Raw genomic sequence first — 24,113 nt, 5'->3', positions numbered from 1 at the left:
GCGGGTCGCCCTTGTATCTGTTTGAAAGCCTGAATCAACTGATTCAAACCTACCTGCCGGAAGACCAGATTAAGCGTCTTCGGCAGGCGTATCTCGTTGCACGTGACGCTCACGAGGGCCAGACACGTTCAAGCGGTGAACCCTATATCACGCACCCGGTAGCGGTGGCCTGTATTCTGGCCGAGATGAAACTCGACTACGAAACGCTGATGGCCGCTCTGCTGCATGACGTGATTGAAGATACCCCCGCCACCTATCAGGACATGGAACAGCTTTTCGGTAAAAGCGTTGCCGAGCTGGTAGAGGGGGTGTCGAAACTTGATAAGCTCAAGTTCCGCGATAAGAAAGAGGCGCAGGCCGAAAACTTTCGCAAAATGATTATGGCGATGGTGCAGGATATCCGCGTCATCCTCATTAAGCTTGCTGACCGTACCCATAACATGCGCACGCTGGGCTCGTTACGCCCGGATAAACGTCGTCGTATTGCCCGTGAAACGCTGGAAATCTACAGTCCTCTGGCGCACCGTTTAGGTATTCATCACATCAAAACCGAGCTGGAAGAGCTGGGCTTTGAAGCGCTGTATCCCAATCGTTACCGCGTCATCAAAGAAGTGGTAAAAGCGGCGCGCGGCAACCGTAAAGAGATGATCCAAAAAATCCTCTCTGAAATCGAAGGACGTTTGCAAGAGGCGGGAATTCCGTGTCGCGTTAGCGGTCGCGAAAAACATCTTTACTCGATCTACTGCAAAATGGTGCTCAAAGAGCAGCGTTTTCACTCGATCATGGACATTTACGCTTTCCGCGTCATCGTTCATGACTCCGATACCTGCTATCGCGTACTCGGCCAGATGCACAGTCTCTATAAGCCGCGTCCGGGACGGGTGAAAGACTATATTGCCATTCCCAAAGCGAACGGCTATCAGTCTTTGCACACCTCGATGATCGGCCCGCACGGCGTTCCTGTTGAAGTCCAGATCCGTACCGAAGATATGGATCAGATGGCGGAAATGGGGGTCGCGGCGCACTGGGCGTATAAAGAACACGGTGAGACCAGCACCACGGCGCAGATCCGCGCCCAGCGCTGGATGCAGAGCCTGCTGGAGCTACAACAGAGCGCCGGTAGTTCGTTTGAATTTATCGAAAGCGTAAAATCCGATCTCTTCCCGGATGAGATTTACGTTTTCACCCCGGAAGGGCGCATTGTCGAACTGCCCGCTGGCGCTACGCCGGTGGATTTTGCCTATGCAGTGCATACCGACATCGGCCACGCCTGCGTCGGCGCGCGTGTCGACCGCCAGCCTTATCCGCTGTCGCAGCCGCTTAGCAGCGGTCAGACCGTCGAAATTATTACCGCGCCGGGCGCGCGTCCCAACGCCGCCTGGCTGAACTTTGTCGTCAGCTCTAAAGCGCGCGCTAAAATTCGTCAGTTGCTGAAAAACCTCAAACGTGATGACTCCGTAAGCCTGGGCCGTCGTCTGCTTAACCATGCTTTAGGCGGCAGTCGTAAGCTGGCGGAAATTCCGCAGGAAAATATTCAGCGCGAATTGGATCGTATGAAGCTGGCAACGCTTGACGATCTGCTGGCGGAAATCGGTCTCGGCAACGCGATGAGCGTAGTGGTCGCGAAAAATCTGCAGCAAGGCGAAGCCGTGGTGCCGACCGTTGCGCAATCGAATCACGGCCACCTGCCGATTAAAGGCGCGGATGGCGTGCTTATCACCTTTGCGAAGTGTTGTCGTCCGATCCCAGGCGACCCGATCATCGCTCACGTAAGCCCAGGTAAAGGACTGGTGATCCACCACGAATCCTGCCGTAATATCCGTGGATACCAGAAAGAGCCAGAGAAATTTATGGCGGTCGAATGGGACAAAGAGACGGAGCAGGAATTCATTACCGAAATCAAGGTGGAAATGTTTAACCATCAGGGCGCGCTGGCTAACCTGACGGCGGCGATTAATACCACCACCTCCAATATTCAAAGCCTGAATACTGAAGAGAAAGATGGTCGCGTCTATAGTACCTTTATTCGCCTTACCGCACGCGATCGCGTACATCTGGCGAATATCATGCGCAAAATCCGCGTGATGCCAGACGTTATTAAAGTCACCCGTAACCGAAACTAGCGCTATGAATCCAAAACGTTATGCGCGTATATGCGAAATGCTCGCCAGGCGTCAGCCTGATCTCACGGTCTGCATGGAGCAAGTCCACAAACCTCATAACGTTTCTGCAATCATTCGTACCGCAGATGCCGTTGGTGTCCATGAAGTCCATGCCATCTGGCCTGGTAGCCGGATGCGCACCATGGCTTCCGCGGCGGCGGGCAGCAACAGTTGGGTACAGGTGAAAACTCACCGTACCATTGGCGATGCGGTAGCCCATTTGAAAGGACGGGAAATGCAGATTCTGGCAACCCATCTTTCTGATAAGGCCGTAGACTTTCGCGAGATTGATTACACGCGCCCGACCTGTATTCTGATGGGTCAGGAGAAAACCGGTATTACTCAGGAAGCATTAGACCTGGCGGATCGGGATATCATCATTCCGATGATCGGCATGGTACAGTCGCTGAATGTTTCCGTCGCCTCCGCGCTCATTCTTTATGAAGCCCAGCGCCAGCGACAGAACGCGGGCATGTATCTGCGTGAAAATAGCATGTTGCCGGAAGATGAACAGCAGCGCCTGCTGTTTGAGGGTGGTTATCCGGTGCTGGCGAAAGTCGCTAAACGTAAAGGTCTGCCTTATCCTCGCGTCAATCAGCAGGGCGAAATCGACGCCGATGCTGACTGGTGGGCGACGATGCAGGCGGCAGGGTAATCACCATGTCAGGCCGCTTGTTAGACGCTGTTCCGCTCAATTCCCTGACAGGCGTCGGCGCAGCGCAAAGCAGTAAACTGGCGAAAATTGGCCTGCATACCGTGCAGGACCTCCTGCTCCACCTCCCTCTGCGTTACGAAGACCGTACCCATCTCTACCCTATTGGCGAACTGCTGCCTGGCATCTACGCCACCGTTGAAGGTGAAGTGCTGAACTGCAATATCACTTTCGGCGGTCGTCGGATGATGACCTGCCAGATTAGCGACGGTTCCGGCATTCTTACCATGCGCTTTTTCAATTTTAACGCGGCGATGAAAAACAGCCTGGCGACGGGACGACGTGTGCTGGCCTACGGGGAAGCGAAGCGCGGCAAGTATGGCGCAGAGATGATCCATCCGGAATATCGCCTGCAGGGCGATCTCAGCACGCCGGAACTTCAGGAAACGCTCACCCCCGTCTATCCGACCACCGAGGGCGTGAAGCAAGCGACACTGCGCAAGCTTACCGATCAGGCGCTGGAGTTGCTCGACACCTGCGCCATTGCCGAACTACTGCCGCCGGAACTGGCGCAGGGTATGATGAGCCTGCCGGAGGCGCTACGTACCTTGCATCACCCGCCGCCGACGCTCCAGCTCGCCGATTTAGAAACCGGCAAACACCCGGCGCAGCGGCGGCTTATTCTTGAAGAGCTACTGGCGCATAATCTCAGTATGCTGGCGCTTCGCGCAGGCGCGCAGCGCTATCACGCTCAGCCGCTAAGTACCAACAACATATTGAAAGACAAGCTGCTGGCGTCGTTGCCATTTAAACCCACCAGCGCGCAGGCGCGGGTGGTGGCAGAGATCGAACGTGATATGGCGCTCGATGTGCCGATGATGCGTCTGGTTCAGGGCGACGTCGGTTCAGGGAAAACGCTGGTTGCGGCGCTTGCCGCCTTGCGCGCTATTGCCCACGGTAAGCAGGTCGCGTTGATGGCGCCGACCGAACTGCTGGCTGAACAGCACGCAAATAATTTCCGCAACTGGTTCGAACCGTTGGGCGTTGAAGTGGGTTGGCTGGCCGGTAAGCAAAAAGGTAAAGCGCGTCAGGCGCAGCAAGAGGCTATTGCCAGCGGTCAGGTGCAGATGATTGTCGGCACCCACGCTATCTTTCAGGAACAGGTGCAGTTTAACGGGCTGGCGCTGGTCATTATCGATGAGCAGCACCGCTTTGGCGTCCACCAGCGGCTGGCATTGTGGGAAAAAGGCCAGCAGCAGGGCTTTCATCCGCATCAGTTGATTATGACCGCAACGCCCATTCCTCGCACCCTGGCGATGACTGCCTACGCCGATCTCGATACCTCGGTGATTGACGAGCTACCGCCGGGCCGTACCCCTGTCACTACCGTTGCGATTCCGGATACCCGTCGCCATGAAATCATTGATCGTGTGCGCAACGCCTGCACAACCGAAGGCCGTCAGGCCTACTGGGTCTGTACGCTGATTGAAGAATCTGACCTGCTGGAAGCGCAGGCGGCGGAAGCCACCTGGGAGGAGCTCAAGCTGGCGTTACCGGAGTTGAATATCGGCCTGGTACACGGCCGCATGAAGCCCGCCGAAAAACAGGCGGTGATGCAGGCCTTTAAGCAGGGTGAACTGCATCTGCTGGTCGCCACTACGGTGATTGAGGTGGGGGTCGATGTTCCTAACGCCAGCCTGATGATTATTGAAAACCCTGAGCGACTGGGCCTGGCGCAATTACACCAGCTCAGAGGGCGCGTTGGCCGTGGCGCGGTCGCGTCGCACTGCGTGCTGCTCTATAAATCGCCGTTGTCGAAAACGGCGCAGAAGCGTTTACAGGTATTGCGCGACAGCAACGACGGCTTTGTGATTGCACAAAAAGATTTAGAGATTCGCGGCCCGGGGGAATTACTGGGCACGCGCCAGACGGGTAACGCCGAATTTAAAGTAGCTGATTTGCTGCGCGATCAAGCCATGATCCCCGAAGTTCAGCGTATTGCCCGTCATATTCACGAACGTTATCCGCAGCAGGCACAAGCGCTGATTGAGCGCTGGATGCCGGAAACCGAACGTTATTCCAACGCCTAATCCTATTCGCCGCGCGACAGAGCCAACAGAAGATCCTCAATCTGGATAGCGATAACGTCCTGGGCTGCCAGGGCATCGCGCGAGATGCGCGTTGCCATCGCACTCTCCGGCTCGTCCCGCAGCATTTCCGCCGCCTTCTGCACCCCGTCGAGGATCATCTCCGGCGTTAACTGCCGGGTTAAAAACGCCAGATTATTTTCCAACCACGGTTCTTCCGTCGCACCTAATGGCGGTTGCCACTGCCACGAGCCTTCTAGCCAAAGCGGGTTAACCTCTACCGGATAAATTAAATGCGCGGCGTACTGCAACGCGCATACCGCTTTACCCGGCGTATCCAGTAACCACCACTGATTCCAGATCGAACGGATAAACGGCGCAATGCCGCCGAGAACATTGAAGGTATCCAGCCAGGTCAGCGGAGAGTTGAAACCGCGCTCGTGATTGATTCGCGCCAGCATGGTCTCCAGCAAAAAATGCCGTACCTGCTGACGCTGAGCGGCATCCATCATTTCCCGCCAGAGATAAGGCCGCCGTAACGCACGCAGGAAAGACTCCTCGAAGTGATCGCCATAGCCATGGGTTAACAGCGTTTCGCGCCAACAGGCAAGGCACAGCGGAAACAGATAACGAAACAATTCCGGCTGCATCGGCTCGTGATAAACCAGATTCAGCACATAATAAACGCTCAGATGCCAATCGGTAATCTGCCGCCAGTCCGTCGCCGCCAGCGCCTGCAACTCAGCATCGGCATAGTCAAACTCCGCTTCCCATACGTTAAGAACCGGCGGCTCATCGCCAAAAATATGACGACAGCGTTCACGCAGGGTTTCAGGTTGACGGCAACGTTTTTTCATCTTTATCCGGCAAACATTGGCAGCATCAGGTACAGCTTGATCACCAACGCATTGACGATATCGATAAAGAACGCGCCGACCATCGGCACCACCAGGAACGCCATATGCGAGGGGCCAAAACGGTCGGTAATCGCCTGCATATTAGCAATGGCGGTCGGCGTTGCGCCCAGGCCAAAACCACAGTGACCCGCCGCCAGCACCGCCGCATCGTAGTTTTTCCCCATCATGCGCCAGGTGACGAAGATCGCGTACAGCGCCATGAAGATGGTCTGTACCACCAGAATCGCCAGCATCGGCAGCGCCAGCGACGCCAGTTCCCACAGCTTCAGGCTCATCAGCGCCATTGCCAGGAACAGTGACAAACTCACGTTCCCCAGCACCGAAACAGCACGCTCAAATACGCGATAAAAACCCACCAGCGCCAGGCCATTGCTGAGGATCACCCCAACAAATAGCACACAAACAAAGACCGGCAGTTCAAGCACCGTTCCCGCCAGTAGCTGCGCTACGATTTTGCCCACGGTCAGACAGATAGCAATCAGGGCGATAGTTTCGATTAGCACCAGAGAGGTGATCATTCGGCCCACATCCGGCTTTTCAAAGGCCGTCGGCACGGCCTGATCGTCAGGCATTCCATCCGGCGTGGTGGAGTGTTTCACCAGATAACGCGCTACCGGGCCGCCAATCAACCCGCCCAGTACCAAGCCAAAGGTTGCACATGCCATCGCAACTTCGGTGGCACTGGCAAAACCATAACGTTCGACAAACAGTTTACTCCACGCCGCGCCGGTACCGTGTCCGCCGGACAGCGTAATTGACCCGGCAATCAGCCCCATTAACGGGTCCAGCCCCAACAGACTCGCCATGCCGATACCGATGGCATTCTGCATCAGCAGTAATCCGACCACGACGACCAGGAAGACGCCAACAACGCGTCCCCCCTTGCGCAGGCTGGCAAGGTTAGCGTTAAGGCCGATCGTCGCGAAAAACGCCAGCATCAACGGATCGCGCAGGGTCATATCAAAGTTGACCTCCCAACCGACGCTTTTTTTCAGTACCAGCAGAGCAACCGCGACCAGTAACCCCCCGCCACCGGCTCCGGAATCGTATATTTCTTCAGTAAGGAGACAGACTGGACCAGCTTGCGACCCAGTAGCAGCACCAGCGTGGCGGCGACAAGGGTCGATAAGGTATCGAGTTCAAACATTTAAAGCTCCTGTAGTGCGCTGTGACATGTGCGCACAAATCATTTCCTGAGTCAGTTTTTTAGCTCTTTGCGAGTCTTCGGCATGGATTTTAAGCAGAAAAAGGCAAAAAGTTATATAAAAAGGTGCATTTATCTTTTTTAAATATTAAGAATATTCGCTCGCAATCGTTTGCTTTTACCATCTGGTCAGATAAAATCACCGCTTTTCCACCACGAGAATGTCCCTGATGTCCGTTAACGCCATCGAGCCGGCAGATGCGCAACCGGTTGCGCAGACGCAAAACAGCGAATTAATTTACCGTCTTGAAGATCGACCGCCGCTCCCTCAAACCCTTTTTGCCGCTTGTCAGCATCTGCTGGCTATGTTTGTCGCGGTAATCACGCCAGCGCTGTTAATCTGCCAGGCGTTGGGTTTACCGGCGCAGGATACGCAGCACATTATCAGCATGTCGCTGTTCGCCTCCGGCGTAGCCTCTATTATTCAAATCAAAGCGTGGGGGCCGGTAGGATCGGGGCTGTTATCCATCCAGGGAACCAGTTTTAACTTTGTCGCCCCGCTGATTATGGGCGGTACCGCGCTGAAAACCGGCGGCGCGGACGTCCCGACGATGATGGCGGCGCTGTTCGGCACGCTGATGCTGGCAAGCTGCACCGAGATGGTGCTTTCTCGCATTCTACATCTGGCGCGCCGGATTATCACGCCGTTAGTCTCCGGCGTCGTGGTGATGATTATTGGCCTGTCGCTGATTCAGGTGGGGCTAACCTCCATCGGCGGCGGCTATGCCGCCATGAGCGACAACACCTTTGGCGCACCGAAAAACCTGCTGCTGGCCGGCGTCGTCCTGGCCATTATTATCCTGCTGAATCGGCAGCGTAATCCCTACCTGCGCGTGGCTTCTTTGGTTATTGCCATGGCGGCTGGCTATCTTTTGGCCTGGTTTATGGGCATGTTGCCTGAGAATAACGCGCCGGTCTCACAGGACATCCTGATGGTGCCGACCCCGCTGTATTATGGTCTGGGCATTGACTGGAACCTGTTACTGCCGTTGATGCTGGTCTTTATGATTACGTCGCTGGAGACTATCGGAGACATCACCGCTACCTCTGATGTCTCCGAGCAGCCGGTATCCGGCCCCTTGTACATGAAACGGCTAAAGGGCGGCGTACTGGCTAACGGCCTGAACTCATTTGTTTCAGCGGTATTTAATACGTTCCCGAATTCCTGTTTCGGTCAGAACAACGGCGTAATTCAGTTGACCGGCGTCGCCAGTCGCTATGTGGGATTTGTCGTCGCGCTGATGCTGATTGTGCTCGGCCTGTTCCCGGCGGTAAGCGGTTTTGTGCAGCATATCCCGGAACCGGTGCTCGGCGGCGCCACGTTGGTGATGTTCGGCACCATTGCCGCCTCCGGGGTACGTATTGTCTCGCGTGAGCCGCTGAACCGCCGCGCGATTCTGATTATCGCCCTGTCGCTGGCCGTGGGTCTTGGCGTTTCGCAACAGCCGCAGATCCTGCAGTTCGCGCCGGAATGGGTGAAAAATCTGCTCTCATCCGGAATTGCCGCTGGCGGCATCACGGCTATCGTGTTGAACCTGATTCTCCCGCCGGAAAAACCGTAAAAACCCTGCGGCGACGACACGATTCGCCGCTGCTGTAACGCTCTTTCACCATTCCTGTCTTGAGGATTGCACGCAAATCGTGCATAAATCCCCTATGTGCATTTCACGGGATGGAAGACCATGAAATTGATTGGGAGGTTGCTTCTCTACGTGCTGATCGCCTGTTTAGTGGTGATTTTCGGCTTTTATTTTCTGCTGCAAACGCGCCGGGGCGCAGATCATGTCAGCAACTGGGTATCAGAGAACAGCGGTTATCACCTCACATTCGACGTGATGGATCATCGTTTTTCCGCCCCATCCCATCTTTTACTGGAGAATGTGACCTTTGGTCGTGATGGTCAGCCTGCAACCCTGGTCGCGAAAACCGTAGATATCGGTCTGAGCATTCGCCAGTTAACCGCGCCGCTGCATGTCGACACGATTCTGTTACAGGACGGCACGCTGAATATTTCAGTGCAAACCGCCCCTTTCCCGTTTGAGGCCGACCGCCTGCAACTTCGCAATATGGCGCTCAATAGTCCCGGCAGCGAATGGCGGTTGAGCGCCCAGCGCGTTAACGGCGGCGTTATGCCCTGGCGCCCCGAAGCCGGTCGGGTATTAGGCAATAAAGCCCAGATCCAACTGAGCGCCGGTTCGCTAACGTTAAACGACGTTCCCGCCACTAATGTGCTTATTGAAGGCAGTATCGACCATAATCAGGTGATGTTAAACACCGTCGGCGCCGATATGGCGCGCGGAGCGTTAACCGACGTCGCCCGACGTAACGCTGATGGTAGTTGGGTCGTTGAAAATCTGCGGCTGAATGGTATTCGGTTACAAAGCGATAAATCCCTGAGCGAGTTTTTCGCGCCGCTTACTACGGTTCCATCTTTGCAGATTGGTCGTCTTGAAGTGACGGACTCCAGCCTGCAAGGACCAGACTGGGCTGTCACCGATCTTGACCTGAGTTTGCGCAATCTGACTCTGCGCAAAGAAGACTGGCAAAGTCAGGAAGGTAAATTATCGATGAACGCCAGCGAGTTTATTTACGGCTCGCTGCACTTGCTCGATCCAATCCTGAACGCCGAATTTTCACCACAGGGCGTTGCGCTACGCCAGTTCACTACCCGCTGGGAAGGCGGTATGGTCAGAACTTCCGGCGCCTGGTTACGCGAAGGCAAAGCGCTTATTCTGGACGATACCGCTATCGCCGGGCTGGAGTATACGCTGCCGGAAAACTGGAAGCAGTTATGGATGAAGCCGCTGCCCGACTGGTTGAACAGCCTGACGCTGAAAAAATTCAGCGCCAGCCGCAATCTGGTGATTGATATCGACCCGGCCTTCCCGTGGCAAATCACCGCTCTGGACGGCTACGGCGCAAACCTGGAGCTGGTACAACATCATCAATGGGGCGTCTGGAGCGGCAATGCGACCCTCAACGCCGCAGCGGCAACCTTTAACCGTGTGGACGTGCGCCGCCCGTCGCTGTCGTTGACGGCTAATGCCAGCACGGTCAACATCAGCGATCTGAGCGCGTTTACTGGAAAAGGGATACTGGAAGCCACTGCCAGCGTATCGCAACTGCCGCAGCGTCAGACGCAAATCAGCCTGAACGGACGCGGCGTACCAATGGATGTGCTACAGCAGTGGGGCTGGCCGGCATTACCGATTGCTGGCGATGGCAATATTCAGCTCACGGCCAGCGGCAATATTCAGGCCGATGCGCCGTTGAAACCGACGGTAAACGGGCAATTACACGCGGTCAACGCACAAAAGCAGCAGATAACACAGACGATGCAAGCGGGCGTGGTGTCCGGCGGGGAAGTTACGTCAACGGAGCCAGCGCTGTAATTGAGGGCTTGCCCGGTGGCGATGGCGCTTACCGGGCTTACGGTTCTTGCTCATTTGTAGGCCGGATAAGCGCAGCTCACGGCGCCATCCGGCGATTCAGATTTAAAGCGTAATTACCACTTCATTTCCCTGCGGGGTGACCACTACGCCCAGTTCACTTCCCGCATATGAACCGCATTTGGTACCGCTAATCTGCGTAATATTACGCAGACACAGCGTCCAGTTGCGCGCCTCGCCTTCGCCGCTCACCGTAATGGTATTGCCTGTGCGTTTCGCCTGCAGCGTAAAGATTGTCGAACCATCCGTAGCAGGGACTTCGCAGACCGCTTCGCAGCCGTCATCCAGATGGAATAACTGGAAGGCCGTACCCTCATGCCAGGCGTAATCGGGCTTCTGGCTATTGTTGCCCAGCGCCAGTAGCGTATTGTCACGCACGTACACTGGCAGGCTCAGGAAGTCATGCTGCTGTTTATGCCAGCGGCTGCCCTGCACTTCATCGTTGCGCCACAGGTGCGTCCAGCGGCCTTCTGGCAGGTAGAACTCCACGTCGCCCGCTTCACTAAATACCGGCGCTACCATGACCGCATCTCCCAGCATGTACTGGCGATCAAGATAATCACACGCCGGATCGTCCGGGAACTCCAGCATCATCGCCCGCATCATGGGCGTACCGGCTTCGTTGGCGCGCGCCGCTTCCCGATACAGATACGGCATCATCCGGCACTTCTGTTCGGTGAAGAAGCGCACCACGTCACAGGACTCGTCGTCATAGGCCCACGGAACCCGGTAGGATTTGCTACCGTGCAGGCGGCTGTGGCTGGAGAGTAAGCCGAATGCGCACCAACGCTTGTAGACATGCGCCGGCGCGGTATTCTCGAATCCGCCAATATCATGGCTCCAGAAACCAAACCCTGACAGGCCGATGGACAGCCCGCCGCGCAGGCTTTCCGCCATCGATTCGTAGTTGGCGTAGCAGTCGCCGCCCCAGTGCACCGGGAACTGTTGCGCGCCCACCGAGGCGGAACGGGCGAACAGCACCGCCTCTTCAACGCCGACGGTCTCTTTCAGCACGTTCCACACCAGTTCGTTGTAGATGTAGGCATAATGGTTGTGCATTTTCTGTGGATCTGAACCATCAAACCACTGCACATCCGTTGGAATGCGTTCGCCGAAGTCAGTTTTGAAGCAGTCCACTCCCATCTCCACCAGGCCCTTCAGCTTGTCGGCATACCATTCGCAGGCTTGCGGGTTGGTGAAGTCGTAAATCGCCAGTCCCGGCTGCCATTTATCCCACTGCCACAAGGAGCCGTCCGGGCGTTTTAGCAAATATCCTTTCTCTTTCAGCTCCTGGAAGACCGGGGATTTCTGGCCGATGTAGGGGTTAATCCACACGCAGACTTTCAGCCCTTTCGCTTTCAGGCGGCGAATCATCCCTTTCGGATCGGGGAAAGTCACCGGGTCCCATTCAAAATCGCACCACTGAAAAGCTTTCATCCAGAAACAGTCGAAGTGGAAGACGTGCAGCGGCAGATTGCGCTCGGCCATACCGTCGATAAAACTGTTAACGGTCGCTTCGTCGTAGTTGGTGGTGAATGAGGTGGTCAGCCACAGGCCAAACGACCAGGCGGGCGGCAGCGCCGGACGACCCGTAAATTGGGTATAGCGGTTCAGCACGTCTTTCGGGGTCGGGCCGTCGATGACGAAGTATTCCAGATACTCGCTCTCGACGCTGAACTGAACTTTGGAGACTTTCTCGGAGCCAATTTCAAACGCCACGCACTGCGGATGGTTTACCAGCACACCGTAGCCACGGTTGGTGATATAGAACGGGATGTTCTTGTAAGACTGTTCGGTACTGGTGCCGCCGTCGCGGTTCCAGGTCTCCACCGTCTGACCGTTACGCACCAGCGCGGTAAAGCGCTCGCCCAGCCCGTAGACGGTTTCGCCCACGCCGAGATCCAGACGCTCGAACATGTAGTTGCGCCCGCTATTGGTGTCCTGCACATAGCCGTTATTTTTCAACTGACTACCGGTGATACGTACACCGTTGCGCAGAAAATCCAGAGACCAGATCTCGCCTTTGGTGACGCGCACGCTCAGGCTGCCGCTCTTGAGTTCGGCAAATTCAGCGTTGTTCTGCATCTCTACGTTGATATCTTGCAAGACATTGAGCGGATAATGTGGGCCGTTATCCAAAGCGCCCTGGAAGTGTTCCATCCGTACACCTATCACTCCTTCCTGCGGCGAGAAAAAGCGCAGGGTAAACAACGGGGTATCCAGTTGCCAGGTTCGTTCGCGGACATCGCGCGGCGCGGCATAGACCACCATCTCATTCCCGTGCTGTTCAACGTCGAACACCTGAACCGGGTGAATCAAATTAAGGCCAGGCTGGATCAGCCAGTTTCCGTCGCTAATTTTCATAGTCTGTTCCTTTAGTTTTGCAATTCTTTATGGGTAAATTCTTGTTCGTTGCGGTGTGCGCCCTGCGCCAGTTGTTCCAGAATGGTTTTCAGGAACGGGCTTTTCAGGGTGTAGTAGCGTTTAGCGATCGCGGCGCTCAGCAGATAACAGATGGCCGGGACGATAGTGAACAGAGCGATGATGGTGCTGATCGTGGCGCTGTTTTGCGTTTTCGCCGCCGCGTCGTAACCGCCGCCTGCCAGCATCCAGCCAATCAGCGCCCCGCCGAGGGCAAGACCCAGTTTCAGCACGAACAACGTGCCGGCAAAACTGATCCCCGTCAGGCGTTTGCCGTTACACCATTCGCCATAGTCGACGGTGTCAGACATCATCACCCACTGGATAGGCGTGACTAACTGGTGCAATACGCCAATCACAAAGATAAAGACGAACATAGCGATCGTGGCGTGCATCGGTACGAAGAACATCGCCACGCTGATTACTGCGAGTAAGGCGTTGGTCCACCAGAAAACGCTCACTTTGCATTTCCAGTCGGTCAATGGTTTTGCCAGCGCCGAGCCAATCAGGTTGCCGACTCAATAGGTGGTGAGGAAGGCGACAAACACGCCCGGTTTGCCCAATATCCAGGTGACGTAATACATCATCGCCCCGCCGCGCACGCATACCGCCAGAATATTCAGGATGGTGAGCAGGCCGACTATGCGCCACTGGTCGTTGTGCCAGATATCACGCAGGTCTTCACGCATGGAGGTATGGGTGGCAGGCGCTTCAACGCGCTCTTTGGTGGTAAAGAAACAGAACGCCAGCATCAGGAACGCCACCACCGAGAGCGCCGCGATACCCCCCTGGAAGCCCAGCGCCTTATTCTCGCCGCCAATCAGTTTCACCAGAGGCATCATCAGTACGGTAGAGAGCATTCCGCCCGCCGTTGCCAGCACAAAGCGCCAGGATTGCAGGGCGCTGCGTTGGGTCATTGGTTATTACACCCCCCAACGCGCAGTAAGGGATGTTGACCACAGTGTACAGAAGGGTGAGCAACGTGTAGGTGATGGCGGCATAAATCATTTTGCCGTTCAGACTGAGATCCGGCGTGCTATAAGCCAGCACACAAGCGATACCAAACGGCAACGCGCCAAACAGCACCCAGGGTCGGAATTTGCCCCAGCGAGAGCGGGTGCGGTCGGCCAGCAGGCCCATACAAGGGTCGGAGATGGCATCAAGCGCACGCGCCAGTAAAAACATGGTGCCAACAAAACCAGCGGGAATGCCGAAAATATCGGTATAGAAGAACATCATATATAACATGACGTTATCAAAGATGATGTGGCTGGCGGCATCGCCCATACCATAGCCAATCTTCTCCTTAACGGAGAGAATTTCACTTTTCATTACGCATCCTTAACGCTCACTGATACCGGTTACAGTTTTTGTAAACCTTCCCTGCGAGCGTGAATATTCCGTTATTTGGTTATCAAATTACGATTCTTGTTTTCTGTGATCAGGGTAGCGTCAAAAAGTGTGATGAAATGTAACTAATGGATTTTATGGGGGTTTATATGAAACCGATCATGGCAGAAGGAAAGGGAAGTTAAAAAAGCACGGGAGGGGATGTGGAAACGCCAGGAAGTAGCTATAATGCGCGCGCCTCCATGTAGCAATCGAGGCGCGGAAGATCGTCGTCTCCGGTGAGGCGGCTGGACTTCAAATCCAGTTGGGGCCGCCAGCGGTCCCGGGCAGGTTCGACTCCTGTGATCTTCCGCCAAAATCCTTCTCTCATGCCCACCATTCGTCCTCTATTTCGGGACAAAGTATTTGCTTATTATTAAGACCAGTTCTTGCATATAATACGAAAGGAAAGGTGGAGAGAGAAAGTGGAATATTATTTTATTAATCACCATTTACCGATTGCTAAAACCAAACGTCCATTTATTGTGGGATATCGTCCGCAAAGAAGGGATAAAAGTACGCCAGAACTAACGCGGGCGGGACTTAACTAATCACCAAACGAACTTGTGGGTCATACTTACAGGCTCATCCTTTCTCAAAAGAGGTAACGCTTACCAGGCTAAAATTATGAGATCAACGTATAGAGCCATCTGGATAAAGATACATGCCTCCCTCCAGATACACGGGTTCTCCTTCGTCTACCGCTAAATTATGATATAGCGATTGCATTTCATCATCTGCACTTTCTTCCTGTTGGTTTTCAACTCGATAATAGGTATCTACATCATAGTTCTGTTTACGGAGATCGTCGTCGCTGTATACGCCAAGCCGTTTTTTTAAGCCTGTTATATTAAATATCCATTTTAACCCATCTTTAATATAATAGGCATCACCATAAGCATTTTCATCGGGGCATTCTTTATAGCCCATCCGCAATGCAACATCACAGCCATGCTTACCAACATATTTATAACTCATATCCCCCCCAATATGTTGCTTCAATATCCCGGATAAAATTCATAACGAAAACCTATCCTGATAACCTATGCCACATGGAGGATAGAATTTAAACTAAAGTACGCGTTATATTATCCTCTAAATCCGTATCAAGTATGCGTATTCTGTAGTAGGTAGTAATATGTTCTAATTTATTAATGTGAGTTATATATGAAGAGATTATTTACAGCGATGATTATCGCTTTTATTACCGTCACGGCATCATCCAGTGCGCTTGCCTGCCCAAAGGGTCAACATCCACATGGGGGTACAGGCTCACATCATAAGGGTGGATGGTGTTCATACGAGCAGTAACGTCGCAGCTTACTCATCTACTTGAAGGCACTATAGCCTTACGTTTATCAACGCAGGCGCTACGTTTGTCGATGCCGTAACTTTCTGAAGAAAAAACATGAACGAGTTGGTATCGATCGCAAAGAATATGGTTACCAGCAACAGTCACCTTGTCTCCAGGCTGTCGATATTCTACGGACACGACAGGAAAGGATTTTATTAATTCCTTATAAAAACCATGTTAATCAACAGGATAAATAGTTAAAACGTGATAAAAGGCGTAACCTTTACCCGCTTAAAGCGGGCAAGATTGCAGGCAAGAGATGTTATTATACTAAAACATAAAAACAGGTGAGGCTGGTGTAATGAGAATCGACAAACTTTCACTGCTTCACTTTCGTTGTTTCAGGCAGCTCGATATTACTTTTGATGAACACATTACGATTCTGGTTGCACCAAACGGCGCGGGCAAGACGACAGTACTGGATGCGGTACGCCTGGCGCTGTTCCCCTTTATTCGTGGCTTGCCGGCCTCTATGTAAAAGATAAATCGCTGGTGATCCGTACAGAAGATGTACGTCTGGTTTTCCGCCCTGAAGCGCTGAACATGGAAATGTCATCTCCGGTCATGATTACAGCTACCGGAGAATGGGAAAGCGGAAAGACGGCAACCTGGATGCTCGACAAGCGAGGAGAACAGCCGCCGCATGAAGATAAGACGGCGGCGCAGCTTACCCGTTGGGGTGAACAACTTCAGACGCTGGTGCGTGAAGAGCATAATTTGCTGCAGGTTGAACTTCTCCTAATGCTTTATCTGAGGACTGCTCGCTTGTGGTATCAGGAACGTTATGAGGCACAGCCTACTGAACAGCGTCTGGATAACAGCGCCTTTTCACGTTTGTCTGGTTATGACGATTGCCTCTCGGCCACATCAAACTATAAGCAATTTGAACAATGGTATAGCTGGTTATGGCTTAGCTACCGTGAACATCAAATCACACAACTTGAATCACCTTCAGCAAAGTTAAAAGAAGGTGTTCGTGTTCAGCGGATGAAAGAAGCTATTCAAGCCATCCAGCAAGCCATTAACTGTCTGACGCAGGAAGTGACTGGCTGGCACGATCTGGAATACAGCTCCAGCCATAACCAGCAATTGGTGATGAACCATCCACAGCACGGTAAGATTCCCTTATCCCAGCTCAGCGGCGGCCTGCGTAATGCGGTTGCGATGGTAGCGGATATCGCGTTTCGCTGTGTCAAACTCAACCCCCATTTACGCGATGAAGCCGCCTTAAAAACACAGGGGATTGTGCTGATCGATGAAGTCGATATGTTCCTGCACCCAGCCTGGCAGCAGCAAATTATCCAGTCTTTGCGCAGCGCATTTCCACTAATCCAGTTTATTGTCACTACCCATAGCCCGCAGGTTATCAGCACGGTAAAACGTGAGTCTGTTCGCCTACTTGAACAGGACGAGAAAGGTAATGGTCTGGCGTCAATACCACCGGGGCGACCTACGGCGAGCCAAGTAATGATGTACTGCACAGCGTGATGGGCGTCGATCCCCAACCTCCGGTTAAGGAACAGGATGTTTTCGAACGTGGGATTATCAATGTATTTAAGGGGTTAAGCCAAGAGTACAAAACCAATAATCCTTGTTATTTCGGCAAGAAGATTATCGTCAACAATCTGGTGAAGCATGACCGATGGGGCTACAGCCTGAACTGGGGCTGGCGACGCGACCAGCTCGCCGATCTGGAACGAATGCTCTACCTGCTGGATAGTAAAACCATTCCTGACAACCGGCATGATGTCTCTATCCGGTTTATGGACTTCGTGCGCGATAATCCGCGTGAGCAGGTCTTTGAAGACGATATGTTCACCATCCGCTACTTTCAGAAGGGCAGCGGACATATCACGTTTAAGCGTCTGGATCTGGTGGAGAAGATGAATGATATCGTGGCGAAGCATTATCCGGGGGCGCTGCCCGCAAAATAAACGCTATCTGCGTAATAAGCTTCACCAGGAATTTCTGGCATACTAGGCAGATTACGGCATTGCGAGTCAGATATAAGCGGAGGCGGCATGGCAGACAAATACTTAACCCAATCCCCGGCAGGCGAATTTGTTATGTTTGCCAGCGATGACGGTGAAGTTCGTGTGGAGTGCCGCTTTGAGCAAGAGACGCTATGGCTCCCTCAGGCAACCATCGCCAACCTTTATCAGATCACTCCCCAGGCAGTTACACAGCACATTAAAGCGATCTATGAAGAAGGCGAACTTGAGCAAAACGCAACCTGTAAGTCTTACTTACAAGTTCAACAGGAAGGTAGCCGTCAGGTAAGCCGCAACAGGCTTCACTACAGCCTGCCTGTCATCCTTGCTGTCGGCTACCGCGTTCGTTCCCCGCGCGGCACACAGTTCCGCCAGTGGGCAACCCAGACGCTCCAGAAATACCTGATCAAAGGTTTTGTGATGGACGATGAGCGCCTGAAAAATCCGCCCGTGGGTTCATCGGCTGTACCCGACTATTTTGATGAGATGCTGGAGCGTATCCGCGATATTCGCGCCAGCGAACGTCGGGTTTATTTGCGGGTACGAGAGATCTTTGCGTTAGCCGCCGACTATCAACCATCGCTCAAAGAAACCACGCAATTTTTTCAAACCATCCAGAACAAGTTGCATTTTGCCTGTACCGGACATACCGCTGCTGAACTCATTCATCAGCGTGCTGACGCCAGCCAGCCGCATATGGGGCTGACCAGCTATAAAGGTGAAGAGGTACGTAAGGGTGACGTGACGGTGGCAAAAAATTATCTCACTCAGGATGAAGTCAGCGAGCTTAACCGCGTAGTTAACATGTGGCTGGATTTTGCCGAGGATCAGGCCCGTCGTCGTCAGCAGATCTTTTTACGCGACTGGCAGGATAAGCTGGATCAGTTCCTGCAATTTAACGACCGTGAGGTTTTACAAGGCGCAGGTAAAGTCACTAAGAAAATGGCCGATGAAAAAGCGCAGGCGGAATATAGTCAGTTTGCTGAACAACAACGGCGCTTAAAAGAAGCCGAAGGTGAGAAGGATATCGCCGGTTTGCTACAATGGAAAACAGAACCTAAAAAGTAGCTCAGAATGCCCCGAACCCCACAAGCAAAATCATTTGGGGGCACAATAGTGGGCACCAGTAAAAATCCAACAAGATAAAAATCAATAAATTCAACAGACCAAGATATCAAATTAGACTCCTGTGATTGCATGATACCGTCGTGAATATGGCGGTTTTATCCAGGCGTAAAGACTGTGGGTAGTAATATCAAGACGTGTTGCGACGCTGGAGACAGAATGGCCGCGCTCAATAACCTGTTTTACCGCTTTAATTATAAACTCTTCGGGATAACGTTTACCGCTCATGGGCTCCTCTCTTTAAGCTATCTTAAATGACTCTGCGGTGTCTGTTAAACCTGTGGCGATTCATTTAATTTTTTGTACGTATCCCACATAATCGTGCTATTCACATTTAGAGATCACGTCATCGATCTGCTAACGAAGGAATCTCTATGTGTAAATCCCGTCTCACTGAGCATCAGAACATCGCCGTAATTAAGTTGGCCGAAGCCGGATGAATGGTTAAAGATATCTGCCCTGAGGCGGATATTTGTGAAGTGACTGACTATATCTATGGACATTGGGTTTCACCACATCCTGTTTCTCACTAATGTGCTCCGGGAAAGAGTTTTCATCAGATGAGCGATTGAAAAGAGAAGCCAGAAGCTGAAGTTGTTTCGACCAATAAGTCTGTCGGTTGCTCAGACTGTCACGATCAGAATTAAGTCAGATCAACTTATTGGCAAGGTATGACTCCCGGCGTTAAGTTACAAAATTTTCTCATGGCATTAGCATTACACCCTCTTAAAGTTTACATGCGTCTCTATAAAATAGTCTTAAATTTGTATATAAGAAGTTGATGAGAGCACAAATATCACCATTAAGTCATTGAATAACAATGCAATAAAAGAAAAAATCTTAAATTAGCTTTTAATAATAAGAATTCATTACAGGTTTACAGGAATTACTTTTATATTTCATCACATCACCCCGATAGTGACAAAGGCAGCAGACAGATGGTATTGAGAACCGTTATTTATCACTCTCATGATTTAGCAAATAGTGCTGTTTTAAGATTTTTTATGATACTGGAGATACTGTATAAAAATCTCAATGCGTGAAATACAAATACGAAATGATGTATTACGACTGTCGGATCTGTCATGGTTTTTTAAAGCTGTATTTTAGTGCTTTCCAGGAGTTTATGACACTGACAATATTTCGCGACTTTTGACAGTCGTAGTACTTTATATTATCTGGATTGACACATTTATTTACCAATGAAATATTAATAGAAACATCGACAGGAGTCGTTCAGGATGATGAGAAAGCCTTCACAAATTGTCCATTGCATTAGTTGCGATTTATCCTGTCAATTATTTCCTGACAGCGCAGTACGGGTGCAATACTGTCATAATGCGGCATTTTCCATCTGGCCAGATGGTAATGCTTTCCTGAAAAAAGGGTTTATTGAAAAGTTATTGCTTGATAGACACAACCATTTATCCAGCGGTTTTATCTTTGTTGATTTTTCTTTCCCGAATCTTCGACGATTTACCGATCTGCAATGGGCTGACGGTCTGGCAGACAGTGGAATGCATATTGTCCTGATTTCTGACAGAAGTTTAACTCCGCTGGCCAATTACTGGATTTTGAAAAGCAATAAAATACAAGGAATTATTTATTCCGATGACGATGATATTGTGCAACAGCAAAAGATGCACCGCTTGTTTACCGGTCGGCTTGCCAACAGTAAACGTGGACGAACGCTTAACTATACGGAATTTATATTACTGAAGCGCTTTGTATCAGGAATAAGTATTCAGCAGATTGTAAATATTGACAATATTGATATTAAGAAACTTTATGTGCATAAGCTGCGGCTTGAAAATAAGCTAGGGCATAGCATTCAGAAAATAATATCAAATATTTTATAGATCCGTTTCCATTTTTATTATTTCCATATTATTGCGATGTGGAAGACGCTTTACGCCATAATGCAGGAGGCAGAATGCCAACTCCCCAAAATTACTCATTCATCGCCATAGCGGTATCAGCAGCGTTAGCCTCTATGGTATTTCCCTCCCAGGCGGCCTGGGTTGACGTTGATAGTCTGCCATCCAGTGGGCTGGTCAGCCAGTTGCCGCCGAAATTACAGGCTATTATTCCCGCTCAGGCCAGTACCGGTTTCACCAAAGTCGGTACTATGCCCAACTACGTTTATCAGTGGAACACCGGCACCATCCCGGTTTATGGCAATGGCCTCACGCTTAATGGGCCGGGCGCGGAGGCGTTTGAACACACTGTCACGGTTATTCAGAACAGCGGGACGGGAAGTCCGGGCGTGATTTTTGGCAACGACCTGACCATTCGGACGCAGTCGGCGAATGCCGCGAATAATGGTAGAGACGTCGATGGCATCCGTACTCACGGCGCAAATACTCCGGATAACCCGGTATTTATTATTACCGGTGACCGTACCAACATCTACGTGGATGGTCAGGATGGTGACGGTATTAACGCCGGATATAACTCACTGGGCCAGGGTTGGACCGGATCGGCCAATATTTACGTCGGCGACGATCTGTATATCAAAACGACCGGTAGCCAGGGACGTGGCATTACAGCTAACGCCATGCGGGATGCGTCACGTGCCAAAAATACGATTGTCGTCGGCAATCGTGCACATATTGTTACTACCGGCGACAGTTCGGAGGGGCTGCGTACCGGACAAAGCGGTTCGTTGATTCGTCTGGGTGACGATGCAACCATCGAAACCTCCGGCGCATCCTCAACGGGGATTTACGCAGCATCCTCCTCCAGAACCGAGCTTGGCAACAACGCTACTATTACGGTGAACGGTGCCAGCGCACACGCGGTATATGCAACTAACGCTACCGTTAATTTGGGAGAGAATGCCACTATTAGCGTTAACAGCGCCAGTAAGGCTGCATCCTATAGTAAAGCTCCTGCCGGTTTATACGCCCTCTCCCGAGGCGCCATTAATCTGGCAGGCGGTGCGGCTATTACTATGGCGGGCGATAACAGTAGCGAAAGTTACGCCATCAGCACGGAGACTGGCGGCATTGTTGACGGTTCTTCAGGAGGTCGTTTCGTCATCGACGGTGATATTCGTGCTGCTGGCGCCACCGCTGCCAGCGGTACGCTACCGCAGCAGAACAGTACAATTAAGCTCAATATGACGGACAACTCGCGATGGGACGGGGCGTCGTACATCACCAGCGCTACGGCGGGCACAGGCGTTATCTCTGTACAAATGAGCGATGCGACCTGGAATATGACCAGCAGCTCAACGCTCACTGACCTGACGCTGAATAGTGGCGCAACCATTAACTTCAGCCATGAAGATGGCGAACCATGGCAAACGCTCACCATCAATGAAGATTATGTAGGCAACGGCGGTAAGCTGGTCTTTAATACTGTGCTCAACGATGATGATTCCGAAACGGACAGGCTGCAGGTTCTCGGCAATACTTCAGGCAACACATTTGTTGCAGTAAATAACATTGGAGGAGCCGGGGCGCAAACCATTGAAGGTATTGAAATTGTTAACGTTGCTGGCAATTCCAACGGTACTTTCGAAAAAGCAAGCCGTATTGTTGCCGGAGCCTATGACTACAACGTGGTGCAGAAAGGTAAAAACTGGTATCTGACCAGCTACATTGAGCCGGACGAACCGATTATTCCTGATCCAGTAGACCCTGTTATCCCTGACCCTGTCGTTCCCGATCCGGTGGACCCTGATCCAGTAGACCCGGTTATCCCTGACCCTGTGATTCCCGATCCGGTGGACCCTGATCCAGTAGACCCTGAGCCAGTAGACCCGGTCATCCCTGATCCGACAATTCCTGACATAGGGCAATCTGACACACCGCCGATAACAGAACATCAGTTCCGTCCGGAAGTGGGCAGCTATCTTGCCAACAACTATGCGGCAAATACGCTGTTCATGACGCGTCTCCATGACCGTCTGGGTGAAACCCAGTACACCGACATGCTGACGGGTGAGAAGAAGGTCACCAGCCTGTGGATGCGTAACGTCGGCGCCCATACTCGCTTCAACGATGGCAGCGGGCAGCTAAAAACCCGCATCAACAGCTATGTGTTACAACTGGGAGGCGATCTGGCACAGTGGAGCACTGACGGTCTTGACCGTTGGCATATTGGTGCAATAGCAGGTTATGCCAACAGCCAGAACCGCACGCTGTCGTCCGTGAGTGACTATCATTCCCGTGGTCAAGTCACCGGTTACAGCGTCGGCCTTTACGGCACCTGGTATGCTAACAATATCGATCGGTCTGGGGCTTATGTGGATACCTGGATGCTGTACAACTGGTTTGATAACAAGGTGATGGGTCAGGATCAGGCCGCTGAGAAATATAAATCCAAAGGAATTACCGCCTCGGTTGAAGCCGGTTACAGCTTCAGGTTAGGTGAAAGCGCGCATCAAAGCTACTGGTTGCAGCCCAAAGCGCAGGTGGTATGGATGGGCGTGCAGGCTGACGACAATCGCGAAGCCAATGGTACCCTCGTCAAGGATGATACCGCCGGTAATCTGCTAACCCGCATGGGCGTAAAAGCCTATATTAACGGCCACAACGCTATTGATAACGATAAATCTCGAGAGTTCCAGCCGTTCGTGGAGGCTAACTGGATCCATAATACGCAGCCTGCCAACGTGAAGATGGACGATGTCAGCAGCGATATGCGTGGTACAAAAAATATTGGTGAACTGAAAGTGGGTATTGAAGGACAAATTACCCCGCGCCTGAACGTATGGGGTAACGTGGCGCAACAGGTAGGTGACCAGGGCTATAGTAATACCCAAGGCCTACTGGGGGTTAAATACAGTTTTTGATTCAGGTAACAACAGAGCCGCTGATCTTCAGCGGCTTTTACCCGGAAGCGCTTTCATTTGGCTGATACGTTCCATGAACGGCTCCCAAAACAGCTTAATGTGTACAGAAAAATATCGGGCGTTTCCCGATGGTGAACATAAAGCCACGATGGCCCTGAGTCAGGATGGTGTAACTGATACTTTTCCCTGGATAGACATAAAAATCGGGTAAAACCGTCTCGATAACCGCATCGGACAGTGTTTCGTCACGCGTGACTTTGTTGATATCCGTCGATATAAAATGGGTGCTGTCTTTATTTTCACTCCATACATAGGAAACATCACGGCGGATCACGCCGCTCATTTTATTATCGACGTAATACGTTCCGCTGATGGAAACCACCCCAGTACGTTTTTTCAGCGAATACATAAAATCCAGCGTCAGGTTAGCCTGAGTGTTGTTATAAAACACAATCACAGGCGCCGTACATTTCTCTGGATCCCGGTTCTTTTCCGTATACAAATGAACAAGATGCCCAAGCCCTACTCCCAGAAACAGTAGCGTCAGGCAGGCTAACATCA

Annotated in this window: 13 protein-coding genes, 1 tRNA gene and 5 pseudogenes; 12 read left to right on the top strand and 7 right to left on the bottom strand. The window is 52.0% G+C overall.

Translation table 11 applies throughout. From position 1 onward, the window contains the following. Window positions 1-11 precede the first annotated feature (11 nt). From spoT to recG, 3 genes are read left to right on the top strand one after another with little or no spacing between them, the layout of a single operon-like run. The gene (gene spoT / locus ACFK9X_RS00515; RefSeq protein WP_000280481.1) at window positions 12-2,123 is read left to right on the top strand and encodes a bifunctional GTP diphosphokinase/guanosine-3',5'-bis pyrophosphate 3'-pyrophosphohydrolase; all 2,112 of its coding nucleotides are present in this window, start codon (window positions 12-14) and stop codon (window positions 2,121-2,123) included. A 4-nt stretch (window positions 2,124-2,127) separates the two neighbouring features. Further along, window positions 2,128-2,817 carry a tRNA (guanosine(18)-2'-O)-methyltransferase TrmH gene (trmH, locus tag ACFK9X_RS00510; RefSeq protein ID WP_001068432.1) on the top strand — a complete coding sequence of 230 codons (690 nt, stop codon included), beginning with the start codon at window positions 2,128-2,130 and terminating at the stop codon, window positions 2,815-2,817. 5 nt (window positions 2,818-2,822) lie between these two features. Next, window positions 2,823-4,904: an ATP-dependent DNA helicase RecG gene (gene recG, locus ACFK9X_RS00505; protein WP_151115216.1), complete on the top strand. Its 2,082-nt coding sequence runs from the start codon at window positions 2,823-2,825 to the stop codon at window positions 4,902-4,904. A gap of 2 nt (window positions 4,905-4,906) precedes the next feature. Here recG and ACFK9X_RS00500 read toward each other — a convergent pair whose 3' ends face one another. Further along, window positions 4,907-5,758 carry a hypothetical protein gene (locus ACFK9X_RS00500; RefSeq protein ID WP_151115214.1) on the bottom strand — a complete coding sequence of 284 codons (852 nt, stop codon included), beginning with the start codon at window positions 5,756-5,758 and terminating at the stop codon, window positions 4,907-4,909. A gap of 2 nt (window positions 5,759-5,760) precedes the next feature. Further along, a pseudogene (gltS, locus tag ACFK9X_RS00495) lies at window positions 5,761-6,965 on the bottom strand (sodium/glutamate symporter). A gap of 227 nt (window positions 6,966-7,192) precedes the next feature. On the opposite strand from gltS, the gene xanP reads away from it, so the two are divergent. Continuing rightward, entirely contained in the window at window positions 7,193-8,584 is a 1,392-nt protein-coding gene (gene xanP / locus ACFK9X_RS00490) for a xanthine/proton symporter XanP (RefSeq protein WP_000115428.1), read from the top strand. Between the two features lie 120 nt (window positions 8,585-8,704). After that, entirely contained in the window at window positions 8,705-10,414 is a 1,710-nt protein-coding gene (locus tag ACFK9X_RS00485) for an AsmA family protein (protein WP_151115212.1), read from the top strand. Between the two features lie 102 nt (window positions 10,415-10,516). Here ACFK9X_RS00485 and yicI read toward each other — a convergent pair whose 3' ends face one another. Together yicI and ACFK9X_RS00475 are read right to left on the bottom strand one after the other, a co-directional pair. Beyond that, window positions 10,517-12,835 carry an alpha-xylosidase gene (gene yicI, locus ACFK9X_RS00480; RefSeq protein WP_151115210.1) on the bottom strand — a complete coding sequence of 773 codons (2,319 nt, stop codon included), beginning with the start codon at window positions 12,833-12,835 and terminating at the stop codon, window positions 10,517-10,519. Between the two features lie 11 nt (window positions 12,836-12,846). Continuing rightward, window positions 12,847-14,224, bottom strand: a pseudogene (locus tag ACFK9X_RS00475) (glycoside-pentoside-hexuronide family transporter). Window positions 14,225-14,502: 278 nt separating this feature from the next. Here ACFK9X_RS00475 and ACFK9X_RS00470 point away from each other — a divergent pair. Next, window positions 14,503-14,597: transfer RNA gene (locus ACFK9X_RS00470), tRNA-Sec, on the top strand. Between the two features lie 317 nt (window positions 14,598-14,914). On the opposite strand, the gene ACFK9X_RS00465 is transcribed toward ACFK9X_RS00470, so the two are convergent. Then, window positions 14,915-15,259: a hypothetical protein gene (locus ACFK9X_RS00465; protein ID WP_000120777.1), complete on the bottom strand. Its 345-nt coding sequence runs from the start codon at window positions 15,257-15,259 to the stop codon at window positions 14,915-14,917. A gap of 417 nt (window positions 15,260-15,676) precedes the next feature. Here ACFK9X_RS00465 and ACFK9X_RS00460 point away from each other — a divergent pair, with 417 nt between their 5' ends. The 4 genes and pseudogenes from ACFK9X_RS00460 to ACFK9X_RS00445 all read left to right on the top strand — a co-directional run bounded on the left by ACFK9X_RS00460 (window position 15,677) and on the right by ACFK9X_RS00445 (window position 18,694). Further along, window positions 15,677-15,832, top strand: a complete 156-nt coding sequence (locus ACFK9X_RS00460; RefSeq protein WP_202441401.1) for a TA system toxin CbtA family protein — start codon at window positions 15,677-15,679, stop codon at window positions 15,830-15,832. 104 nt (window positions 15,833-15,936) lie between these two features. Then, window positions 15,937-17,123, top strand: a pseudogene (locus tag ACFK9X_RS00455) (AAA family ATPase). Between the two features lie 29 nt (window positions 17,124-17,152). Continuing rightward, window positions 17,153-17,569 (top strand): annotated as a pseudogene (locus ACFK9X_RS00450) (DUF4942 domain-containing protein); the annotation flags it as partial. Between the two features lie 87 nt (window positions 17,570-17,656). Then, window positions 17,657-18,694, top strand: coding sequence for a virulence RhuM family protein (locus tag ACFK9X_RS00445; RefSeq protein WP_000774140.1), 1,038 nt, complete (start codon window positions 17,657-17,659; stop codon window positions 18,692-18,694). Between the two features lie 153 nt (window positions 18,695-18,847). Here the strand turns inward: ACFK9X_RS00445 and ACFK9X_RS00440 are convergent. Beyond that, a pseudogene (locus tag ACFK9X_RS00440) lies at window positions 18,848-18,979 on the bottom strand (transposase); the annotation flags it as partial. Window positions 18,980-19,992: 1,013 nt separating this feature from the next. On the opposite strand from ACFK9X_RS00440, the gene ACFK9X_RS00435 reads away from it, so the two are divergent. Together ACFK9X_RS00435 and misL are read left to right on the top strand one after the other, a co-directional pair. Continuing rightward, window positions 19,993-20,610 (top strand): helix-turn-helix transcriptional regulator, encoded by a 618-nt coding sequence (locus ACFK9X_RS00435; protein WP_151115208.1) that lies wholly within the window; start codon window positions 19,993-19,995, stop codon window positions 20,608-20,610. Window positions 20,611-20,684: 74 nt separating this feature from the next. Continuing rightward, the gene (gene misL / locus ACFK9X_RS00430) at window positions 20,685-23,552 is read left to right on the top strand and encodes an intestinal colonization autotransporter adhesin MisL (RefSeq protein ID WP_151115206.1); all 2,868 of its coding nucleotides are present in this window, start codon (window positions 20,685-20,687) and stop codon (window positions 23,550-23,552) included. Between the two features lie 94 nt (window positions 23,553-23,646). Here the strand turns inward: misL and ACFK9X_RS00425 are convergent, their stop codons facing one another. Then, window positions 23,647-24,111: a hypothetical protein gene (locus tag ACFK9X_RS00425; RefSeq protein WP_023213975.1), complete on the bottom strand. Its 465-nt coding sequence runs from the start codon at window positions 24,109-24,111 to the stop codon at window positions 23,647-23,649. Window positions 24,112-24,113: the final 2 nt, after the last annotated feature.

Source organism: Salmonella sp. WC3 (assembly GCF_042932255.1).
GTDB classification, from domain to species: domain Bacteria; phylum Pseudomonadota; class Gammaproteobacteria; order Enterobacterales; family Enterobacteriaceae; genus Salmonella; species Salmonella enterica.
The sequence above is the reverse complement of the archived record's forward strand: the minus strand, read 5'-3'. Positions and strand labels throughout refer to the sequence as shown.

Excerpts from the sequence above, each read along its gene's own strand:
- ACFK9X_RS00425 (WP_023213975.1), bottom strand. The coding sequence starts at position 24,111 with ATGTTAGCCTGCCTGACGCTACTGTTTCTGGGAGTAGGGCTTGGGCAT.
- trmH (WP_001068432.1), top strand. The coding sequence starts at position 2,128 with ATGAATCCAAAACGTTATGCGCGTATATGCGAAATGCTCGCCAGGCGT.
- misL (WP_151115206.1), top strand. The coding sequence starts at position 20,685 with ATGCCAACTCCCCAAAATTACTCATTCATCGCCATAGCGGTATCAGCA.
- yicI (WP_151115210.1), bottom strand. The coding sequence starts at position 12,835 with ATGAAAATTAGCGACGGAAACTGGCTGATCCAGCCTGGCCTTAATTTG.
- ACFK9X_RS00485 (WP_151115212.1), top strand. The coding sequence starts at position 8,705 with ATGAAATTGATTGGGAGGTTGCTTCTCTACGTGCTGATCGCCTGTTTA.
- ACFK9X_RS00500 (WP_151115214.1), bottom strand. The coding sequence starts at position 5,758 with ATGAAAAAACGTTGCCGTCAACCTGAAACCCTGCGTGAACGCTGTCGT.
- ACFK9X_RS00465 (WP_000120777.1), bottom strand. The coding sequence starts at position 15,259 with ATGAGTTATAAATATGTTGGTAAGCATGGCTGTGATGTTGCATTGCGG.
- ACFK9X_RS00435 (WP_151115208.1), top strand. The coding sequence starts at position 19,993 with ATGATGAGAAAGCCTTCACAAATTGTCCATTGCATTAGTTGCGATTTA.
- recG (WP_151115216.1), top strand. The coding sequence starts at position 2,823 with ATGTCAGGCCGCTTGTTAGACGCTGTTCCGCTCAATTCCCTGACAGGC.
- ACFK9X_RS00445 (WP_000774140.1), top strand. The coding sequence starts at position 17,657 with ATGGCAGACAAATACTTAACCCAATCCCCGGCAGGCGAATTTGTTATG.
- xanP (WP_000115428.1), top strand. The coding sequence starts at position 7,193 with ATGTCCGTTAACGCCATCGAGCCGGCAGATGCGCAACCGGTTGCGCAG.